Annotated in this window: 13 protein-coding genes; 12 read left to right on the top strand and 1 reads right to left on the bottom strand. The window is 32.0% G+C overall.

Annotated elements, in window-relative coordinates; translation table 11 throughout:
* The first annotated feature begins 9 nt into the window (after nucleotides 1-9).
* From ilvB to WG945_RS12280, 5 genes are all read left to right on the top strand, one after another.
* Nucleotides 10-1,743: a biosynthetic-type acetolactate synthase large subunit gene (ilvB, locus tag WG945_RS12260; RefSeq protein WP_068449580.1), complete on the top strand. Its 1,734-nt coding sequence runs from the start codon at nucleotides 10-12 to the stop codon at nucleotides 1,741-1,743.
* A 106-nt stretch (nucleotides 1,744-1,849) separates the two neighbouring features.
* A complete protein-coding gene (gene ilvN, locus WG945_RS12265) occupies nucleotides 1,850-2,380 on the top strand; it encodes an acetolactate synthase small subunit (protein WP_068449579.1) in 531 nt (176 codons plus the stop codon).
* A gap of 112 nt (nucleotides 2,381-2,492) precedes the next feature.
* Nucleotides 2,493-3,968: a ketol-acid reductoisomerase gene (ilvC, locus tag WG945_RS12270; RefSeq protein ID WP_068449578.1), complete on the top strand. Its 1,476-nt coding sequence runs from the start codon at nucleotides 2,493-2,495 to the stop codon at nucleotides 3,966-3,968.
* A gap of 141 nt (nucleotides 3,969-4,109) precedes the next feature.
* Complete coding sequence (gene ilvA / locus WG945_RS12275) at nucleotides 4,110-5,372, top strand: threonine ammonia-lyase IlvA (protein ID WP_068449577.1); 1,263 nt, start codon at nucleotides 4,110-4,112, stop codon at nucleotides 5,370-5,372.
* A 168-nt stretch (nucleotides 5,373-5,540) separates the two neighbouring features.
* The gene (locus tag WG945_RS12280) at nucleotides 5,541-7,133 is read left to right on the top strand and encodes an NADP-dependent glyceraldehyde-3-phosphate dehydrogenase (RefSeq protein WP_068449576.1); all 1,593 of its coding nucleotides are present in this window, start codon (nucleotides 5,541-5,543) and stop codon (nucleotides 7,131-7,133) included.
* Between the two features lie 124 nt (nucleotides 7,134-7,257).
* Here WG945_RS12280 and WG945_RS12285 read toward each other — a convergent pair whose 3' ends face one another.
* Entirely contained in the window at nucleotides 7,258-8,085 is an 828-nt protein-coding gene (locus WG945_RS12285; protein WP_068449575.1) for a universal stress protein, read from the bottom strand.
* 175 nt (nucleotides 8,086-8,260) lie between these two features.
* On the opposite strand from WG945_RS12285, the gene rimP reads away from it, so the two are divergent.
* The 7 genes from rimP to WG945_RS12320 all read left to right on the top strand — a co-directional run bounded on the left by rimP (nucleotide 8,261) and on the right by WG945_RS12320 (nucleotide 18,763).
* Nucleotides 8,261-8,722, top strand: coding sequence for a ribosome assembly cofactor RimP (rimP, locus tag WG945_RS12290; RefSeq protein WP_068449574.1), 462 nt, complete (start codon nucleotides 8,261-8,263; stop codon nucleotides 8,720-8,722).
* Nucleotides 8,723-8,734: 12 nt separating this feature from the next.
* Nucleotides 8,735-9,991, top strand: coding sequence for a transcription termination factor NusA (nusA, locus tag WG945_RS12295; RefSeq protein ID WP_068449573.1), 1,257 nt, complete (start codon nucleotides 8,735-8,737; stop codon nucleotides 9,989-9,991).
* A 60-nt stretch (nucleotides 9,992-10,051) separates the two neighbouring features.
* The gene (infB, locus tag WG945_RS12300) at nucleotides 10,052-12,943 is read left to right on the top strand and encodes a translation initiation factor IF-2 (protein ID WP_068449572.1); all 2,892 of its coding nucleotides are present in this window, start codon (nucleotides 10,052-10,054) and stop codon (nucleotides 12,941-12,943) included.
* A 190-nt stretch (nucleotides 12,944-13,133) separates the two neighbouring features.
* The gene (locus tag WG945_RS12305) at nucleotides 13,134-13,667 is read left to right on the top strand and encodes a DUF2911 domain-containing protein (RefSeq protein WP_068449571.1); all 534 of its coding nucleotides are present in this window, start codon (nucleotides 13,134-13,136) and stop codon (nucleotides 13,665-13,667) included.
* A 132-nt stretch (nucleotides 13,668-13,799) separates the two neighbouring features.
* Nucleotides 13,800-17,159, top strand: coding sequence for a leucine--tRNA ligase (locus WG945_RS12310; RefSeq protein WP_068449570.1), 3,360 nt, complete (start codon nucleotides 13,800-13,802; stop codon nucleotides 17,157-17,159).
* A gap of 190 nt (nucleotides 17,160-17,349) precedes the next feature.
* Nucleotides 17,350-17,607 carry a SemiSWEET family sugar transporter gene (locus tag WG945_RS12315; protein WP_197482075.1) on the top strand — a complete coding sequence of 86 codons (258 nt, stop codon included), beginning with the start codon at nucleotides 17,350-17,352 and terminating at the stop codon, nucleotides 17,605-17,607.
* 79 nt (nucleotides 17,608-17,686) lie between these two features.
* Nucleotides 17,687-18,763, top strand: a complete 1,077-nt coding sequence (locus WG945_RS12320; RefSeq protein ID WP_068449569.1) for a HesA/MoeB/ThiF family protein — start codon at nucleotides 17,687-17,689, stop codon at nucleotides 18,761-18,763.
* Nucleotides 18,764-18,906: the final 143 nt, after the last annotated feature.

The raw sequence follows: 18,906 nt of genomic DNA on the forward strand, positions 1-18,906 counted from the left end.
ATATATAATATGGAAACGCAAACCATAAAAAATAAACAAAACTCAGCAAAAGTTACAGAAAGGATTTCTGGTAGCGAAGCAATCGTAAGGTGTTTAATAGAAGAAGATACTAAAATAATTTATGGATATCCTGGAGGAGCAATTATGCCAGTGTATGATGAGTTATATAAATATCAAGACAAGATTCATCACGTTTTAACGCGTCACGAACAAGGTGCAACACATTCTGCACAGGGATTTGCAAGAATTTCTGGTAAAGTTGGTGTGTGTATTGCAACTTCTGGTCCGGGAGCAACTAATTTAATTACGGGTATTGCAGATGCACAAATAGACTCTACACCAATGGTGTGTATTACAGGTCAGGTTTTTTCTCATTTATTGGGAAGTGATGCATTTCAAGAAACGGATATTGTTGGTATTTCTACGCCAGTTACAAAATGGAACTGTCAGGTTACAAAAGCCGCAGATATTCCAGAAGCAATGGCAAAAGCATTTTATATTGCTAAAAGCGGAAGACCGGGACCTGTTTTGGTAGATATTACTAAGGATGCACAAATGGAAATGTTTGATTTTTCTTATGAAAAGTGTACTAAAATAAGAAGTTATATTCCTGTACCTAAAACTGATGTTGCGTCTCTTGAGGCAGCAGCAGCATTAATAAATTCTGCAAAGAAGCCATTAGTGGTTTGGGGCCAAGGAGTTATTTTAAGTAAGGCAGAAGAAGCGTTTAAAGCAGTTATTGAAAAAGCAGGAATTCCTTCTGCATGGACAATTTTAGGAGCTTCTGCAATTCCTACTAAACATCCTTTAAATGTAGGTATGGTTGGTATGCATGGTAATTATGCACCTAATGTTTTAACTAACGAATGTGATGTTTTAATTGCAGTCGGAATGCGTTTTGATGATAGGGTTACTGGTAAGTTAGATGAATATGCTACACAAGCAAAAGTGATTCATTTTGAAATAGATCCAGCAGAAATAGATAAAAATGTTAAAACGGATGTTGCTGTTTTAGGGGATGCAAAAGCTAGCTTAGAAGCAATTTTACCGTTAATAAATGAAAATTCTCATACAGATTGGCATCAGAAATTTAAAGATTTATATGCTATCGAGTATGAAAAAGTAATAAAAGACGATATACACCCAACCAAAGAAGGGTTAACAATGGGTGAGGTTTTAAACCAAATTAATATTTACAGTAAAGGGAATGCTGCCATTGTTTCTGATGTTGGTCAGCACCAAATGATTGCTTGTAGATATGCAGAATTCAATAAAACTAAAAGTAATATTACTTCTGGTGGTTTGGGTACAATGGGCTTTGGTTTACCCGCGGCAATTGGAGCAAAAATGGCTGCACCAGATAGAGAAGTAGTTTCTATTTCTGGTGATGGTGGTTACCAAATGACGATTCAAGAATTAGGAACTATTTTTCAGCAAAAAGCAGCTGTAAAAGTGGTAGTTTTAAATAACGATTTCTTAGGAATGGTACGTCAGTGGCAACAGTTGTTTTTCGATAAACGTTACGCATCAACAGAAATGGTAAACCCTAATTTTGTTGCTATTGCAGAAGGGTATTATATAAAAGCAAGAAAAGTTACTAAACGAGAAGATTTAGCAGAAGCTGTTAAAGAAATGATGGAAAGTAAAGAAGCTTATTTTTTAGAGGTTTGTGTAGAAAAAGAAGGAAACGTTTTTCCAATGATTCCTACAGGAGCAAGTGTTTCAGATATAAGACTAGCGTAATAAAATTAGAGAAAAGAGTAGAGAACAAAGAATAAAGATTTTATCAAAATAACAAGACCTTGCAAGTCTATTTTCTAATATCTTTCTTCTATCATCTTTTAAAAATATGAATACAGAAAAACAATTATTTACCATATCTGTTTACACAGAAAATAATATAGGATTGTTGAATAGAATTTCGGCAATTTTTCAAAGAAGACACATCAACATAGAAAGTTTAAATATTTCTCCATCAGAAATTGAAGGAGTTGCTAAATTTACGATTGTTGTTAATATGGCCGAAGAAAACGTTAAGAAAATAATCGGTCAGATAGAAAAACAAGTAGAGGTTATAAAAGCTTACTACCATGATCAAGATGAGATTATCTATCAAATTTCTGGGTTATTTAAAATTAAATCTGAGTTGTTGTTCGAAGAACGTCAAATTCAGAATATAATTAAAGAAAGCAATGCTAGAATTGTAACTGTTAATAAAGAGTTTTTTGTTTTAGAAAAATCAGGTAAGCAAGACGAAATAGTAGCATTATACAATCAATTAAGTGTGTTTGGTATTATGCAATATACTCGTTCTGGTTTAATTGCAATTACCAAAGAGGAAATGAAGATTTCAGCATTATTAGAAACATACAACAACTAAAATAAAAAGAGTGTAGAAAAAAGAGTATAAATTATAGGCTTCTTATGTTATTATCGGTTTATTTTTTTTCTCTATCTTCTAGAGTCTTACATATCAAACAAAAACAATAAAAATGTCAAATTATTTTAACACATTAACATTAAGAGAACAATTAGAACAATTAGGTAAATGTCGTTTTATGGACGCTTCAGAATTTGAAGACGGAGTAGAAGCATTAAAAGGGAAGAAAATTGTTATTGTAGGTTGTGGAGCGCAAGGTTTAAACCAAGGTTTAAATATGAGAGAGTCTGGTTTAGATATTTCTTATACATTAAGACAGGCTGCTATCGATCAAAAAAGACAGTCTTATATTAACGCATCTTCAAATAATTTTGAAGTTGGTAGTTATGAAGAAATGTTACCAAGTGCAGATGTTGTTATTAATTTAACGCCAGATAAACAACATACAAATGTTGTAAATGCAGTAATGCCTTTAATGAAAAAAGGAGCTACATTGTCTTATTCTCATGGTTTTAATATTGTTGAAGAAGGGATGAAAGTTCGTGAAGATTTAACGGTAATCATGGTGGCGCCAAAATCTCCAGGATCTGAAGTTAGAGAAGAATATAAAAGAGGATTTGGAGTGCCAACACTAATTGCGGTTCACCCAGAGAATGACCCACAAGGAAAAGGTTGGGCAGAAGCAAAAGCGTATGCAGTAGGAACAGGTGGACATAAAGCCGGAGTTTTACAATCTTCTTTTGTTGCTGAGGTAAAATCTGATTTAATGGGAGAACAAACTATTTTATGTGGTTTGTTACAAACAGGAGCAATTTTATCTTTTGATAAAATGGTAGAAGAAGGAATTGAGCCAGGTTATGCAGCTAAATTAATTCAATATGGTTGGGAAACTGTTACAGAAGCTTTAAAGCATGGAGGAATCACTAACATGATGGACAGATTGTCTAATCCTGCAAAAGTAGAAGCTTTTAGATTATCTGAAGAATTAAAAGACATTATGCGTCCGTTGTTTCAAAAACATATGGATGATATTATGACAGGTCACTTCTCTAAAACAATGATGGAAGACTGGGCTAATGATGATAAAAACTTATTAACTTGGAGAGCTGCAACAGGAGAAACTGCTTTTGAGAAGCAAGAAGTTACTGATCAAGAAATTCCAGAACAAGAATACTTTGACCACGGAACTTTATTAGTTGCTTTTGTAAGAGCAGGTGTAGAATTAGCTTTTGAAGCAATGACAGAGTCTGGTATTATTGCTGCTTCTGCTTATTATGAGTCTTTACACGAAACGCCATTAATTGCAAATACAATTGCAAGAATGAAATTGGCAGAAATGAACCGTGTAATTTCTGATACTGCAGAATATGGTTGTTATTTATTTGACCATGCTTGTAAGCCTTTATTAACAGATTTTATGAAAGGTGTTAAAACAGATGTTATTGGTAAATCTTTTAGTTCAGAAAACGGAGTTGATAACCAAGAGTTAATTAGAATTAACGCTATTATTAGAAATCATCCAGTAGAAATAGTAGGGGCGAAATTAAGAGCTTCTATGACGGCAATGAAAGTGGTAAAAACTGCATAAATAAAGTATGTTTTTATAATAAAAAATCCTAAAATATTTGTAAATTAGGGTTTCTATAAAAAACCATTTCCCCCCAAAAATGGAATTAAAAAAACCTGTTAGATTTCTTAATCTGACAGGTTTTCTTTTTACATTTGATTAATGCAAACAAATCTAATTTATTACCCCAGTTTAGAAAGCGTAAAAGAGGCTTTAGAAAACTTAAAAGGTGTTGCTTTTGAGACACCACTTAGTAAAAACTTTAATCTATCAAAAGAGCTAGAAGCAACAATTCTTTTTAAAAGAGAAGACTTACAAGTGGTACGTTCTTATAAAATTAGAGGAGCATATAATAAGATGTCTTCTTTAACTTTAGATGAAAAACAACGAGGAATTGTTTGTGCCAGTGCAGGGAATCATGCACAAGGAGTAGCTTTGTCTTGTAAAATATTGCAAATAAAGGGAACTATCTTTATGCCGTCTCCAACGCCAAATCAAAAAATTAACCAAGTAAAAATGTTTGGTGAAGATTTTATTGAAATTGTAATTGAAGGAGATACTTTTGATGATGCTTCTGATGCCGCAAAACTAGAATGTGACTCTAAAAATAAAACGTTTATTCATCCTTTTAATGATGAAAAGGTTATTGAAGGTCAGGCTACTGTTGGTTTAGAAATTTTAAATCAAACTAAAGAAAAAATAGATTATGTTTTTGTGCCTATTGGAGGTGGAGGATTGTCTGCAGGATTGTCATCTGTTTTTAAATATCTATCACCAGAAACTAAAATAATAGGTGTTGAGCCAGAAGGAGCTCCTTCTATGCTTACGTCTTTTAAAAATAAAGAAAATACTACGTTAAATAAAATAGATCCTTTTGTAGACGGGGCAGCTGTAAAGAGGGTAGGCGATTTAAATTTTGCTATTTGTCAACAAAATTTAACAGAAGTAATTACGGTTCCCGAAGGTAAGATTTGTCAGACAATTTTAGATTTATATAATAAAGATGCCATTGTAGTAGAACCTGCTGGTGCTTTAAGTATTGCTGCTTTAGATTTTTTTGCTGATAAAATAAAAGGAAAAAACGTAGTTTGTGTAGTAAGTGGTAGTAATAATGATATTACAAGAACTGCAGAAATTAAAGAACGTGCATTGTTGTATGCAAATCTTAAACATTACTTTATTGTAAAGTTTCCACAAAGAGCAGGAGCATTAAAAGAATTTGTGGTAGAGATTTTAGGTCCTAATGATGATATTACTCATTTTGAATATACCAAAAAGAATAACAGAACAAATGGGTCTGCTGTTGTTGGTTTAGAGTTAAAATCTTCTCAAGATTTAGAGCCATTAATTAAAAGAATGAAAGAAAATAATTTTTTTGGCGACTACTTAAATAACAAGCCAGATTTATTTCAATTTTTGGTGTAATTATATTGATAATTTAATTTGTAATATAAATAGAACCTCGAAAACCATTTCGTGTTTAAAAGTGTAAATGAGGTGTTTTGCAGTTATTTTTAGTTAATTTTGAACTATAAATAATGAGTTATTTATTTTTTAAATTATTATTTTTTATACAATTTATAAAATTAATTTATGAAGAAACAATTTACAGAAGTTCCAGAAGCATATAAGATAACATCACCGTTACACCAAAAAACATATTTAGTTAGTGGTGAGTTAAAAGAATGGAAAGGAGAAACTACAGAAGTATATTCTACAATTTCATCAACTAAAGACTACAAACCAACATTATTAGGTACTGTTCCTAATTTAACAGGTGAAGAAGGTTTAGAAGCATTGAATTCTGCTTATAGAGCTTATGATAAAGGACAGGGTTTATGGCCTACAATGAGGGTTGCAGACAGAATTGAGTGTATGGAGGAGTTTGCAGAGCAAATGAAAACCAAACGAGATGAGGTTGTAAAATTATTAATGTGGGAAATTGGAAAAGCTTTACCAGATTCAGAGAAAGAATTTGATAGAACTATAGAGTATATCTACGATACGATTGAGGATTATAAGCAAATGGATAGAGATTCTGCTAAGTTTGAAAAAAATAGCGGAGTACATGCTCATATTAGACGTGGTCCTTTAGGTGTAGTTTTATGTTTAGGTCCTTATAATTACCCTTTAAATGAAACATTTGCATTGTTAATCCCTGCATTAATTATGGGGAATACAGTTGTTTTTAAACCTGCAAAACATGGGGTTTTATTGTTATCTCCGTTGTTAGAAGCTTTTCAAAATAGTTTTCCAGAAGGCGTGGTAAATGTAATTTATGGTAGAGGTAGAGTTCTAGCAACACCTATCATGAAAACGGGTAAAGTAGATGTATTAGCTTTAATAGGTAATAGTAAATCTGCAAATGCCATTCAAGCAAATCACCCTTTTAAAAATAGATTACGTTTAGTTTTAGGTTTAGAAGCTAAAAACCCTGGAATTGTATTGCCAGATGCAGATTTAGACTTAGCAATAGATGAGTGTCTTTCTGGTGCAACTTCTTTTAATGGACAGCGTTGTACTGCTTTAAAGATTTTATATGTTCATGAACATATTGTAGATAAATTTAACAAACGATTTGCTAAAAGAGTAGATGCATTAAAGTTTGGAAATCCATGGGAAGAGGGTGTGAAATTAACACCTTTACCAGAACCAGGAAAACCAGCATATATTCAAGAGTTAATAGATGATGCTACTTCTAAAGGAGCAAAAGTGATTAACAAAAAAGGAGGGAAAACTTCTGAAAATTATATTTTTCCAGCAGTTTTATATCCAGTTTCTAAAGACATGCGAGTTTTTCAAGAAGAACAATTTGGTCCAGTAACACCTATTGTTTCTTTTAAAAATATTCAAGAGCCTTTAGATGATATGGCAGAATCTAATTATGGCCAACAAGTAAGTGTTTTTGGTAGTGAAGTAAAAACTTTGGCGCCGTTAATTGATACTTTGGTAAACTTAGTTTGTAGAGTAAACTTAAATAGTGCGGCTCAAAGGGGACCAGATGTGTATCCTTTTACAGGTAGAAAAGACTCGGCCGTTGCAACTTTAAGTGTACATGATGCATTGCGTTCTTTTTCTATTAGAACTTTTGTAGCGTCTAAGGATACTCCTTATAACAATGCTATTTTAGAGGAGTTATTAGATAAAAAAGCATCTAACTTTATCAATACAGATTATCTATTGTAAAAAGATTAGAAATATTTTATATGTAAAAACCTCCAGGAATGGAGGTTTTTTGTTTTTTACTTAATACTAACATGAATATGCAACATTTAAGTGTTCTACGTTTTATAATAAGTTTAGAAACAAACTAAACCTTAATGGTTAACATTGGTTTTAAGGCATTTTTAGTCAGGTTTTTGGTAACACTACCTGTAAATAAATGCGCTAAACCGCTTCTACCGTGAGTGCTTAAGGCAATTAAGTCTGCGTTAATATCTGTAGCAAAGTTTAAGATGCCTTTTTCTACAGAAACATCACTATAGACGTTTATTTTATATTTTGGTAAATTAAAATCGGTAATAAAGTCTTTTATTTTTTGTTTTGCCTCTGAAGTTGGTTGAAAGTTAGCTGGAGTGTTTATTTTTAGTAAATGAATATTGCTATTAAAAATTTTTGCAAAATTCACAAGCTTACCAAATACTTCTTTGTTCTCTTCTTTAAAATTAGAAGCAAAAACTAATTTTTTTAATTTAAATTTTTCGCAGTCTTTTTTTACAACAATAACTGGTCTTTTAGAGTTTCGTACTACTTTTTCTGTGTTAGAGCCAATAAGCATTTCTTCTAGTTCAGAATGACCTTTAGACCCCATTATTATAAGATCTGCATCAACTTTATCAGCATATTTTTGTATACCTTCAAAAGGATTGTTTAATTTTATAAAATACTTAACCTGAGTGTCTTTGTTAAAAAAGTTTTCTTTAAACTCAAGTACCTTTTCTCTAACTTTTCTTAAATAAAGCATGCTTTCTGGAATACTAAATTTAGTTCCGAAACCTAGATCTGTAATGCCTTTAGGGAGCTCTATTAAGTGAATAAGGTAAACGGTAGCATTTGTTTTTATAGCAATTTTTGCAGCCATTTTTGATGCATATTCAGATGTTTTTGAAAAATCTATTGGGACTAAAATTTTTTTCATAAGACAGCAAATTAGAGGTTAATATGAATATATATAAAGTTACAAAAAATAATTGACTTAAACTTAGTTTGGTAAATCCCAAACATTTAGTATATTTGCACCGAAATTTACAATAAATGGAGAAGGAAGGGGACTAAAGAGTCCCCTCTTTTTATATTTTATTTTAGGATTTAAAATGGACCAAACCAAGGTAAGAAATTTAGTAGAGGAAGCACTGGCCGAAAACGAGTCGTTATATTTGATAGATTTATCTATCTCAGAAAACAACAAAATTCAGGTTACAGTAGATGGTGATAATGGTGTTCCTTTAAGTGAATGCATTAGAATTAGTAGAAGTGTAGATAATAATTTTGATAGAGAAGAAGAAGATTTTTCTCTTGAAGTTTCTACACCAGACATTTCGCATCCATTAAAAGTGAAAAGACAATATATTAAAAACATCAATAGAATACTTAAAGTAAAAACTTCTGAAGAAGAATTTGAAGGGACTTTGGTTGAAGCAGATGAAGATAAAATTGTTTTAAATTGGAAAGCAAGAGAGCCAAAACCAATAGGTAAAGGGAAAGTTACTGTTACAAAAACAGCGACATTAGCCTATAAGGATATTAAAGAAGCAAAAGTGAAGATTGTATTTTAAGCAAAAAATGTAATGGAGAATATAGCATTAATTGATTCGTTTTCAGAATTTAAAGATAACAAGAGTATAGACAGAGTAACATTAATGTCTATTTTAGAAGAGGTTTTTAGAGCTGCCCTAAAACGTAAGTTTGGTTCGGATGATAATTTTGATATAATTATTAACCCAGATAAAGGAGATTTAGAAATTTGGAGAAACAGAGTTGTTGTTGCAGATGGATTTTCTGAAGATGATAATGAAGAAATTGAATTAGCGGAAGCAAGACTAATTGAGCCGGATTTTGAGATTGGTGAAGATGTGTCTGAAGAAGTTAAGTTGATAGATTTAGGTAGAAGAGCTATCTTAGCATTACGTCAGAACTTAATTTCTAAAATTTACGAGCACGATAGTACAAATATCTTTAAACAATTTAAAGATTTAGAAGGCGAGTTATATACCGCAGAAGTACATCACATTCGTCACAATGCAATTATTTTGTTAGATGATGAAGGGAATGAAATTGTATTACCAAAGAGTGAGCAAATCCGTTCAGACTTTTTTAGAAAAGGAGATTCTGTAAAAGGAATTATTAAGACGGTAGAATTAAGAGGAAACAAACCAGCGATTATCTTATCTAGAACATCGCCAGTTTTCTTAAATAAATTATTTGAGCAAGAAATTCCAGAAGTATTTGATGGTTTAATTACTGTCGAAGGAGTTGCTAGAATACCAGGAGAAAAAGCAAAAGTAGCAGTAGATTCTTATGATGATAGAATAGACCCTGTTGGAGCTTGTGTTGGTGTTAAAGGTTCAAGAATTCACGGTATTGTACGTGAATTAGGTAATGAGAATATAGATGTTATTAACTATACCAAAAACGAACAGTTATTTATTTCAAGAGCATTAAGTCCTGCAAAAGTGACTTCAATGGAAATAGAAATGTTCGAAGAAGAAAGAAACGGTAAGAAAGGACGTGTAAGCGTTTTATTAAAACCAGAAGAAGTTTCTAAAGCAATTGGTAGAGGTGGTGTAAATATTCGTTTGGCAAGTGAGTTAACAGGTTACGAAATAGACGTTAAGAGAGAAGGTCTAGAAGAAGAAGACGTAGAGTTAACAGAATTTGGAGATGAAATTGAAGGTTGGGTGATTACTGAATTCAAAAAGATTGGTTTAGATACTGCTAGAAGCGTATTAGAAACTAGTGTTGCAGAGTTGGTAAAAAGAACCGATTTAGAAGAAGAAACGATTATGGATGTTCAAAAAATCTTGAAAGAAGAATTTGAGGACTAAGTATAGTAAAGAAGTAACGTAAAAAGCATATTTTTACAAGTATAAAGTTAAAAAGAATATATGTCTGTAGGCAAAACAATGAGGCTTAATAAAGTTTTAAGAGAATTAAACATTTCTCTTGATAGAGCAGTCGAATATTTAGCGGGAAAGGGTCACGAAATAGAATCGAGGCCAACCACTAAAATTACGGGTGACGTCTATCAAGTTTTACTTGATGGCTTTGAAAAAGATGCTAATAAGAAAGCAGCATCTAAAGAAGTTGGAGAGGAAAAACGAAAAGAGAAAGAAGCTATTCGTTTAGAGCATGAAGCTAAATTAGAGAAGAAAAGAGCGGAAGAGGTTAAGAAGGAAGAGGTTTTAAGAGCCAAAGCAGATAAATTAGAGTTTAAAACTGTTGGTAAAATCGATATTGATAATATTGGTAAAAAACCTGCTGATAACGTTGAAAAGGTAAAAGAAGAACCTGTAGAGGTTGTTGCTGAACCTAAAGCTAAAACAGAAACACCTAAAGTTGAAGAACCTAAAGTAGTAGCAGAAGCTCCAGTTGTAGAGACTAAAGCAGAAGCTCCTAAGGTAGCAGAAACACCTGTTGTTGAGAAACCAGTTGTTGAAAAACCAAAGGTTGTTATACCAGAAGTTAAAAAAACTGTTTCTGAAATAGAAAAAGAAGTTTCTAAAGTTGGTGATAAACCAAAAGGAAAAAAGGACGCTTCAAAATCAGAGGAAAAAACAGAAGAGGTTACTGCAGAAAATGCAGAAGCTATCAAAACGCAGTATAAAAAATTAGACGGTCCTAATTTTACAGGTAAGAAGATTGATTTAAAACAATTTGAAAGACCTAAGAAAAAGAAACCTGAACCTAAAAAAGATGCAAACGCGGACAAGAAGAAACGTAAGCGTATTGTAACTAAAGCTGGTGCGCCAGGTTCTGCTACTGCAAGACCAAGTAGACCAGGTCAAGGTAATAGAGCAGGTGGTGGAAGTAGACCTCCATTTAATAGAGGTGGTAGAGGTGCAGCTAGACCAGCAGCAGTTAAAAAAGAAGAACCAACTGAAGCAGAAATTCAAAAGCAAGTAAGAGAAACACTTGAGAAACTGCAAGGAAAATCTTCTAGAGGTAAAGGAGCAAAATACCGTAGAAATAAAAGGGATGCCCATAGAGAACATTCTGATGCTGAGTTAGAAGCTCAAGCATTAGACAACAAGATCTTAAAAGTAACAGAATTTGTTACTGTAAGTGAAGTTGCAACGATGATGGAAGTACCTGTTACAAATATTATTTCTGCATGTATGTCTTTAGGTATGATGGTAACAATGAATCAGCGTTTAGACGCAGAAACATTAGTTATTGTTGCTGAAGAATTTAACCACAAAGTAGAATTTGTTGGGGCAGAAGTAGAAGAGTCTATAGAAGAAGTAATAGATAAACCAGAAGATTTAGAAACTCGTGCACCAATTATTACGGTAATGGGTCACGTAGATCATGGTAAAACATCTTTATTAGATTACATTAGAAAAGCAAATGTTATTGATGGTGAAAGTGGTGGAATTACACAACACATTGGTGCATATTCTGTAAAAGTTGGAGATCAAAAAATAGCATTTTTAGATACACCAGGTCACGAGGCGTTTACAGCAATGCGTGCACGTGGAGCTCAGGTAACGGATTTAGTTATTATTGTAGTTGCAGCAGATGATGATGTAATGCCACAAACTAAAGAAGCAATTTCTCATGCGCAAGCAGCAGGAGTCCCTATTATATTTGCAATTAATAAGATTGATAAACCAAATGCAAATCCAGATAATGTAAAAACGCAATTATCTCAAATGAATTTGTTGATAGAAGAATGGGGTGGTAACATACAATCTCAAGATATCTCAGCAAAACATGGAACAGGTGTTCCAGAATTATTAGAGAAAGTCTTGTTAGAAGCTGAAGTTTTAGAATTGAAAGCGAATCCTAAGAAGAATGCAGTTGGAGCAGTAGTGGAAGCATTATTAGATAAAGGTAGAGGATATGTTTCTACGATATTAGTACAAGCTGGAACTTTAAAAATTGGAGATTACTTGTTAGCAGGTAAGCACAGTGGTAAAGTAAGAGCAATGTTTGATGATAAAGGAAACAATTTAAAAACTGCCGGACCATCAACACCTGTATCAATATTAGGTTTAGATGGAGCACCACAAGCAGGTGATAAGTTTGTTGTATTTGATGATGAAAGAGAAGCAAAACAAATTGCATCGAAACGTTCTCAATTACAACGTGAGCAATCTGTAAGAACTCAGAAAACATTAACGTTAGATGAAATTGGACGTAGAATTGCGTTAGGAGACTTTAAAGAATTAAATATTATCTTAAAAGGAGATGTAGATGGTTCTGTAGAAGCTTTAACAGATTCTTTCCAGAAATTATCTACTGAAGAAATTCAAGTTAATATTTTACATAAAGGTGTTGGTGCCATTACAGAAAGTGATGTGTTATTAGCAACAGCTTCAGATGCTATTATTGTTGGGTTTAATGTTCGTCCGCAAGGAAATGCAAGAGCCGTAGCAGATAGAGAAGAAGTAGATATTAGAACATACTCTATTATTTATGCAGCTATCAATGACTTAAAAGACGCCATGGAAGGAATGTTATCTCCTGAAATGAAAGAAGAAGTTACTGGTAATGTAGAAATTAGAGAAATTTATAAAATATCTAAAGTTGGTAACATTGCAGGTTGTATGGTAATGTCTGGTAAAATTCAAAGAGATTCTCAAATTAGAATTATTAGAGACGGAATTGTAGTTCATGACGGAACTTTAACAGCGTTAAAACGTTTTAAAGATGATGTTAGAGAAGTTACAAAAGGATTCGATTGTGGGGTTCAAATTAAAAACTACAATGATATTGTAGAAGGAGATGTAATTGAAGCTTACAAAGAAGTAGCAGTTAAGAAGAAATTGAAATAATAATTTCAAACTTATATATTAAGTCGAGATTTCAGCATTCTGAAATCTCGACTTTTTTTTTATTCTTATTTTAGCATACATAAAATGCTTATTTTAGATTATAATTTAAAATAATAAGAAACCTTTGTAAGGTTCTCATTTTTTAGAAGACTTGAATACTAATATTAGAAACAATTAAATATAATAAACCATGAAAAAATCTATTTTATCAATTGCAATTTTTGCAATTACCCTAATTAGTTTAACAGAAACAAATGCGCAAGAATTTAAAGATTTAGATAAAAGCCCAATGGATGCTGCTTCATATCCAAGTAGCTATAAAATTTCAGATAAAGTTGTAAAAGTAACTTATGGTAGACCACAACTAAAAGGAAGAGCATTAAGTAAATTAGCTCCTGTTGATGAAGTTTGGAGAACTGGTGCAAATGAAGCACCGGAAATTACATTTTATAAAGATGTTGTTTTTGGAGGTAAAGCTGTAAAAGCAGGAACTTATACTTTATTTACAATTCCTAAAACAGAAGGTGACTGGGTTGTAATTTTAAGTACGGCAAAAAATGTTTGGGGATCTTACTTTTATAAAGAAGACCAAGATGTTGTTAGAGTACCTGGTACTGTTTCTACTTCAGATAAAAATATAGAAGCTTTTTCTATGATATTTTCAGACGATATGACTTTAAAAATGGGATGGGCTAATACAGTAGTTTCTGTTTCTATTCAATAATTTTCTTAAAGAAATAAATGAAACTGTCTAAAGAAATTTAGACAGTTTTTTTTATGTCGTTTAATTTAAAGAAATCAATTTCTTGCTTACAAAGAATAAACGTAAATTTGCTTACTTTAATAAAAGAATCAAATGCAATATAATCACCTAGATATAGAAAAGAAATGGCAAAAATTTTGGGCAGAGAACCAAACTTTTAAAGCCAGTAATGAATCGGAAAAACCTAAATATTATGTTTTAGACATGTTTCCTTATCCATCCGGAGCAGGTTTACATGTTGGACATCCGTTAGGGTATATTGCCAGTGATATTTATGCACGTTACAAGCGTCATAAAGGGTTTAATGTATTGCATCCGCAGGGATATGATTCTTTTGGTTTACCGGCAGAACAATATGCAATACAAACAGGTCAACATCCTGCAAAAACTACAGAAGAAAATGTTGCAACGTATAGAAGACAATTAGATACTATTGGTTTTTCTTTTGATTGGAGCAGAGAAGTAAGAACTTCGAGTCCTGAATATTATAAATGGACTCAGTGGATTTTTATTCAATTATTCAACTCTTGGTATAATAAAGATACAGACAAAGCAGAAGATGTTTCTACGTTGATTTCTATCTTTAAAAAAGAAGGAAATACAACTGTAAACGCAGTTTGTGATGAAGATATTCAAACTTTTTCGGCGGATGAATGGAAAGTTTTATCAACAAAAGAACAAGAGGAAATATTATTACAATACCGCTTAACGTTTTTGTCTGATACAGAAGTAAACTGGTGTCCTGCTTTAGGAACCGTTTTAGCAAATGATGAAATTGTAAACGGAGTATCAGAACGTGGAAGTCATCCTGTTATTAGGAAAAAAATGACACAATGGTCTATGCGAATTTCTGCATATGCACAACGTCTTTTAGACGGATTAGAAAAAATAGATTGGCCACAACCTTTAAAAGATTCTCAAACTAATTGGATTGGAAAATCTGTGGGTGCCATGGTTACTTTTGATGTAGCAAATGGTTCTGAAAAAGTATCATCTGAAGTAAAATTATCTTATAAAGAATTAGAAGCATTAAAAGAATTACGTCAGAATTTATCGAAAGCAGAAACAGTTCTTTGGGATGAATTAAAGAATAAAAAAGGAGCATCAAAATTTAGAAAAAAATATACAATTGGTACTTTTTTAGTAGATTATGTTTGTGTTGCTAAAAACTTAATTGTTGAGTTTTCTGGTAAAGAAGATGAAGCTGCAAGAGATCTTTATTTTGCAAGCGAAGGTTTTAATGTTGTTCGTTTTACAAATGAAGAAGTAGTTGAAAATGTACTTAAAGTTGTTGCTGCAATTAATAATGCAATTCAATTTCCAAAAAAGATTGAAAAAACAACAGAAAAAGAAGTTGTAGCTAAAGACGAAAATCAATATAAGATTGATGTTTTTACAACACGTCCAGATACAATTTACGGAGTAAGTTTTATGACATTGGCTCCAGAACATGAGTTGGTATCAAAAATTACAACAGATGCGCAAAAAGCCGAAGTAGAGGCTTATATTGCAGCCACTGCAAAACGTTCTGAACGTGATAGAATGGCAGATGTAAAAACCATTTCTGGTGCGTTTACAGGTGCGTATGCAATTCATCCTTTTTCTGGTGAAAAGGTTCAAATCTGGATTGGAGATTACGTATTAGCAAATTACGGTACAGGAGCGGTTATGGCAGTTCCTTGTGGAGATCAACGTGATTATGATTTTGCAAAACACTTTGGAATTCCGATTCCTAATATTTTTGAAGGTGTAGATATTTCTGAAGCTGCACATGCTGATAAAGACGGAACTGTAATTGCAAATTCAGACTTTTTATCAGGATTAAAATATAAGAAAGCATTAAAATTAGCCATTTTCGAAATGGAAAAACGTGGCTTTGGTTACGGAAAAATAAATTACAGATTAAGAGACGCTGTTTTTAGTAGACAACGTTATTGGGGAGAACCTTTTCCGGTTTATTACAAAGACGGAATGCCTCAGATGATTGATGCAGAACACTTGCCAATCGTGCTACCAGAAGTAGAAAAATACTTGCCAACTGAAGATGGAAAACCTCCTTTAGGAAATGCAACAGAATGGGCTTGGGATTCTCGTGGAAAAAAAGTAGTTTCTAACGAAAAGTTAAAAAACAAAACGGTGTATCCTTTAGAATTAAATACCATGCCAGGGTGGGCAGGTAGTTCTTGGTATTTTAACAGATACATGGATGCGACAAATGCTAACGAGTTTGCAAGCAAAGAAAATTTAGACTACTGGAAAGAAGTAGATTTATATATTGGTGGATCAGAACATGCAACAGGGCATTTATTATACGCTCGTTTTTGGCAAAAATTCTTGTTCGATAAAGGAATTGTTCCTGTAGATGAGTTTGCAAAAAAACTAATTAATCAAGGAATGATTTTAGGAACTTCTGCTTTTGTTTACAAAGCAACCGCTTTTGTAAAGAATGGTTGTGGTTGTTCTGATGAAAAATCTATGGATGATGTTTTAGAGAAAATTCCAACGGTTTTTGTTTCTAAAAATTTATGTACTTCTGATGATGAATTTGAAACGTTAGTTAAAAATTACTTATTAGATAACAAATTCTTAGATCCTAATTTTGCAGATTTAGTAATGATTACTAAAAATGCGATACATTCTGATGTTTCTTTAGTAAATGCTTCTGATGAATTAGATGTTGATGGATTTAAAAACCATGCTTTAAATGCTGATTATAAAAATGCCGAATTTATTTTAGAAGACGGAGTTTATAAAGTAGGACGTGAGGTAGAAAAAATGTCTAAGTCTAAATACAATGTGGTAAACCCAGATGCAATTTGCGAAGAATACGGTGCAGATAGTTTACGTTTATTCGAAATGTTTTTAGGTCCTTTAGAACAAGCAAAACCTTGGAAAACTTCTGGTATTTCTGGAGTTTCATCTTTCTTAAAGAAATTATGGAAATTATATTTTTACGGAGAAACGTTTGAAGTATCTGATGCAGCACCAACAAAAGACGAACTTAAAACATTACATAAAACCATTAAAAAAGTAGAAGATGATATAGAGAATTTCTCTTTTAATACATCGGTTTCTACCTTTATGATTGCTGTAAACGAGTTAACTGCTTTAAAATGTAATAAACGTGCAATATTAGAACCTTTAGCAATTTTGGTTTCTCCGTATGCACCACACATTGCGGAAGAATTATGGAGCTTGTTAGGGAATAATGAATCTATTTCTACTGCAGAATTTCCAGTTTTTGAAGCAAGTCATTTAGTAGAAAGTGCTAAAAATTATCCGATTTCTTTTAACGGGAAAATGCGTTTTACATTAGAACTTCCTTTAGATTTATCAAAAGATGAAATAGAGAAAATAGTAATGGAAAACGAAAAAACAATTGCACAATTAGAAGGTAAAGCTCCTAAGAAAGTAATTGTAGTTCCAGGAAAAATCATAAATATAGTAGGCTAGAACACGTAATGTGTACTTTTGTATTAACTTGTTTAAAGAAGGTTTAATTTTGGTGTTTTTGTCATTCCGAACGAAGCAATGAGGAGGAATCTCACAAAGATAGTAGCTGTTTTATGAGATTTCTCAATCGCAAAAAAGCTCATTTCGAAATGACAAATTATGCAATTCATATATTATAAAATAAAAAGTAGTGATTGATCTACATGAAGTTATTGGTTTAATTGCTGCAGTACTTACAACGGCATCATTTTTACCTCAAGTATTTAAAACATATAAGACAAAAGATACCTCTGGACTTTCTTTAACCATGTATATCGTTTTTTTTATAGGAGTTGTTTTATGTTCAATTTATGGTGTTTATTTACATAGTTTATCAATAATTTTAGCGAATTCTATTACAGCAATTTTAGCTTTATACTTAATTTTTATGAAGATAAAATATAAGTAAGTCAAACATATTTTAGAGATAATTAAAAGCCATTGCAATTTTGTGATGGCTTTTTTTATTTAACTATCTTGTGAGCTGAATGAGTGTAACAAAAGAGCAACTTTTTAAACGTCAAATTACTTTATCTGAGATTGGTAAAGAAGGTCAGGATAAACTACAAAATGCATCTGTTTTAGTGGTTGGTTGTGGCGGATTAGGAAGTCCGATTGCTGTGTATTTAGCCGCAAGCGGAATTGGAAAAATTCATTTGGTAGATTTTGATACTGTTGATGCTTCTAATTTACACAGACAAGTCTTTTATGCTTTAGAAGATGTTGGCAAATCAAAAGCAGCAGTTTTATCAGAATTTATAAAAAAAAGAGCCGCTTTTACAACCGTTAGTTTTACGGATACACCAATTACAAAAGAAAATGTTTTTGAGTTGATTTCTACTTTTGATATTATTGTAGATGGTACAGATTCTCTACCTACAAAATATTTGTTAAATGATGCTTGCGTTATTAAAAATAAGCCTTTAGTATATGGTTCTTTGTATAAGTTTGATGGTTATGTAGCTACTTTTAATGTTTTACAAAAAGACGGAAGTTATTCAGCCAATTTAAGAGATGCTTTTCCCGAAATGGCAACAGATGTTCCTAATTGCTCAGAAGCGGGAACGATGAACGCTATTGTTGGTCTCATTGCTACGCAACAAGTAAATGAAGTTTTAAAATTGATAACAGGTATTGGAAAACCGTTAGCAAATGAATTATTGATTTACAATTCGCTTCAAAATACACAATTAAAAATGAAGTTAAAGCCAATTGTTTTAAAAGAAAAGATTTCAAATTTATTTAAAATACAAACCTATTTTGATGCAGCTTGTGCTATTTTGGATTCAGATTTACAAATATCAGCAACAGCATTAAAAGAAAGATTAGAAGATTCAAGTTTAGAGTTAATAGCAGTTTTACCGAATTTAAAATTACCTTTTAAAGTGCATCAAACAATTCCTATTAATGAGTTTAATGTAGGTACTATAGAAGTAGATTTTGCTAAAACCTACATTATGGTTTGTCAAAGAGGAATTAATAGTTACAGAGCAACAAAAATGTTAAAGAAAAAATATCCAGCATTAAATGTGTTAAGTTTATCTGGAGGAATATCTGGTTATTAAGTTTTGAAGGATAAAAACGTAATTATTCACTTTGGCAAAAGATCTATATTCAGTAGAGCTCTTGCGGCAATTTTCTACTCATTAACGTTGTTTTTAGTGTATAAATATTTTATTATAGAAAGTTCGTTTCCTCTTAATAAGTT

The sequence above is a fragment of the Polaribacter atrinae genome, from assembly GCF_038023995.1.
Taxonomy (GTDB): domain Bacteria; phylum Bacteroidota; class Bacteroidia; order Flavobacteriales; family Flavobacteriaceae; genus Polaribacter; species Polaribacter atrinae.

Excerpts from the sequence above, each read along its gene's own strand:
- ilvB (WP_068449580.1), top strand. The coding sequence starts at position 10 with ATGGAAACGCAAACCATAAAAAATAAACAAAACTCAGCAAAAGTTACA.
- ilvN (WP_068449579.1), top strand. The coding sequence starts at position 1,850 with ATGAATACAGAAAAACAATTATTTACCATATCTGTTTACACAGAAAAT.
- ilvC (WP_068449578.1), top strand. The coding sequence starts at position 2,493 with ATGTCAAATTATTTTAACACATTAACATTAAGAGAACAATTAGAACAA.
- ilvA (WP_068449577.1), top strand. The coding sequence starts at position 4,110 with ATGCAAACAAATCTAATTTATTACCCCAGTTTAGAAAGCGTAAAAGAG.
- WG945_RS12280 (WP_068449576.1), top strand. The coding sequence starts at position 5,541 with ATGAAGAAACAATTTACAGAAGTTCCAGAAGCATATAAGATAACATCA.
- WG945_RS12285 (WP_068449575.1), bottom strand. The coding sequence starts at position 8,085 with ATGAAAAAAATTTTAGTCCCAATAGATTTTTCAAAAACATCTGAATAT.
- rimP (WP_068449574.1), top strand. The coding sequence starts at position 8,261 with ATGGACCAAACCAAGGTAAGAAATTTAGTAGAGGAAGCACTGGCCGAA.
- nusA (WP_068449573.1), top strand. The coding sequence starts at position 8,735 with ATGGAGAATATAGCATTAATTGATTCGTTTTCAGAATTTAAAGATAAC.
- infB (WP_068449572.1), top strand. The coding sequence starts at position 10,052 with ATGTCTGTAGGCAAAACAATGAGGCTTAATAAAGTTTTAAGAGAATTA.
- WG945_RS12305 (WP_068449571.1), top strand. The coding sequence starts at position 13,134 with ATGAAAAAATCTATTTTATCAATTGCAATTTTTGCAATTACCCTAATT.
- WG945_RS12310 (WP_068449570.1), top strand. The coding sequence starts at position 13,800 with ATGCAATATAATCACCTAGATATAGAAAAGAAATGGCAAAAATTTTGG.
- WG945_RS12320 (WP_068449569.1), top strand. The coding sequence starts at position 17,687 with ATGAGTGTAACAAAAGAGCAACTTTTTAAACGTCAAATTACTTTATCT.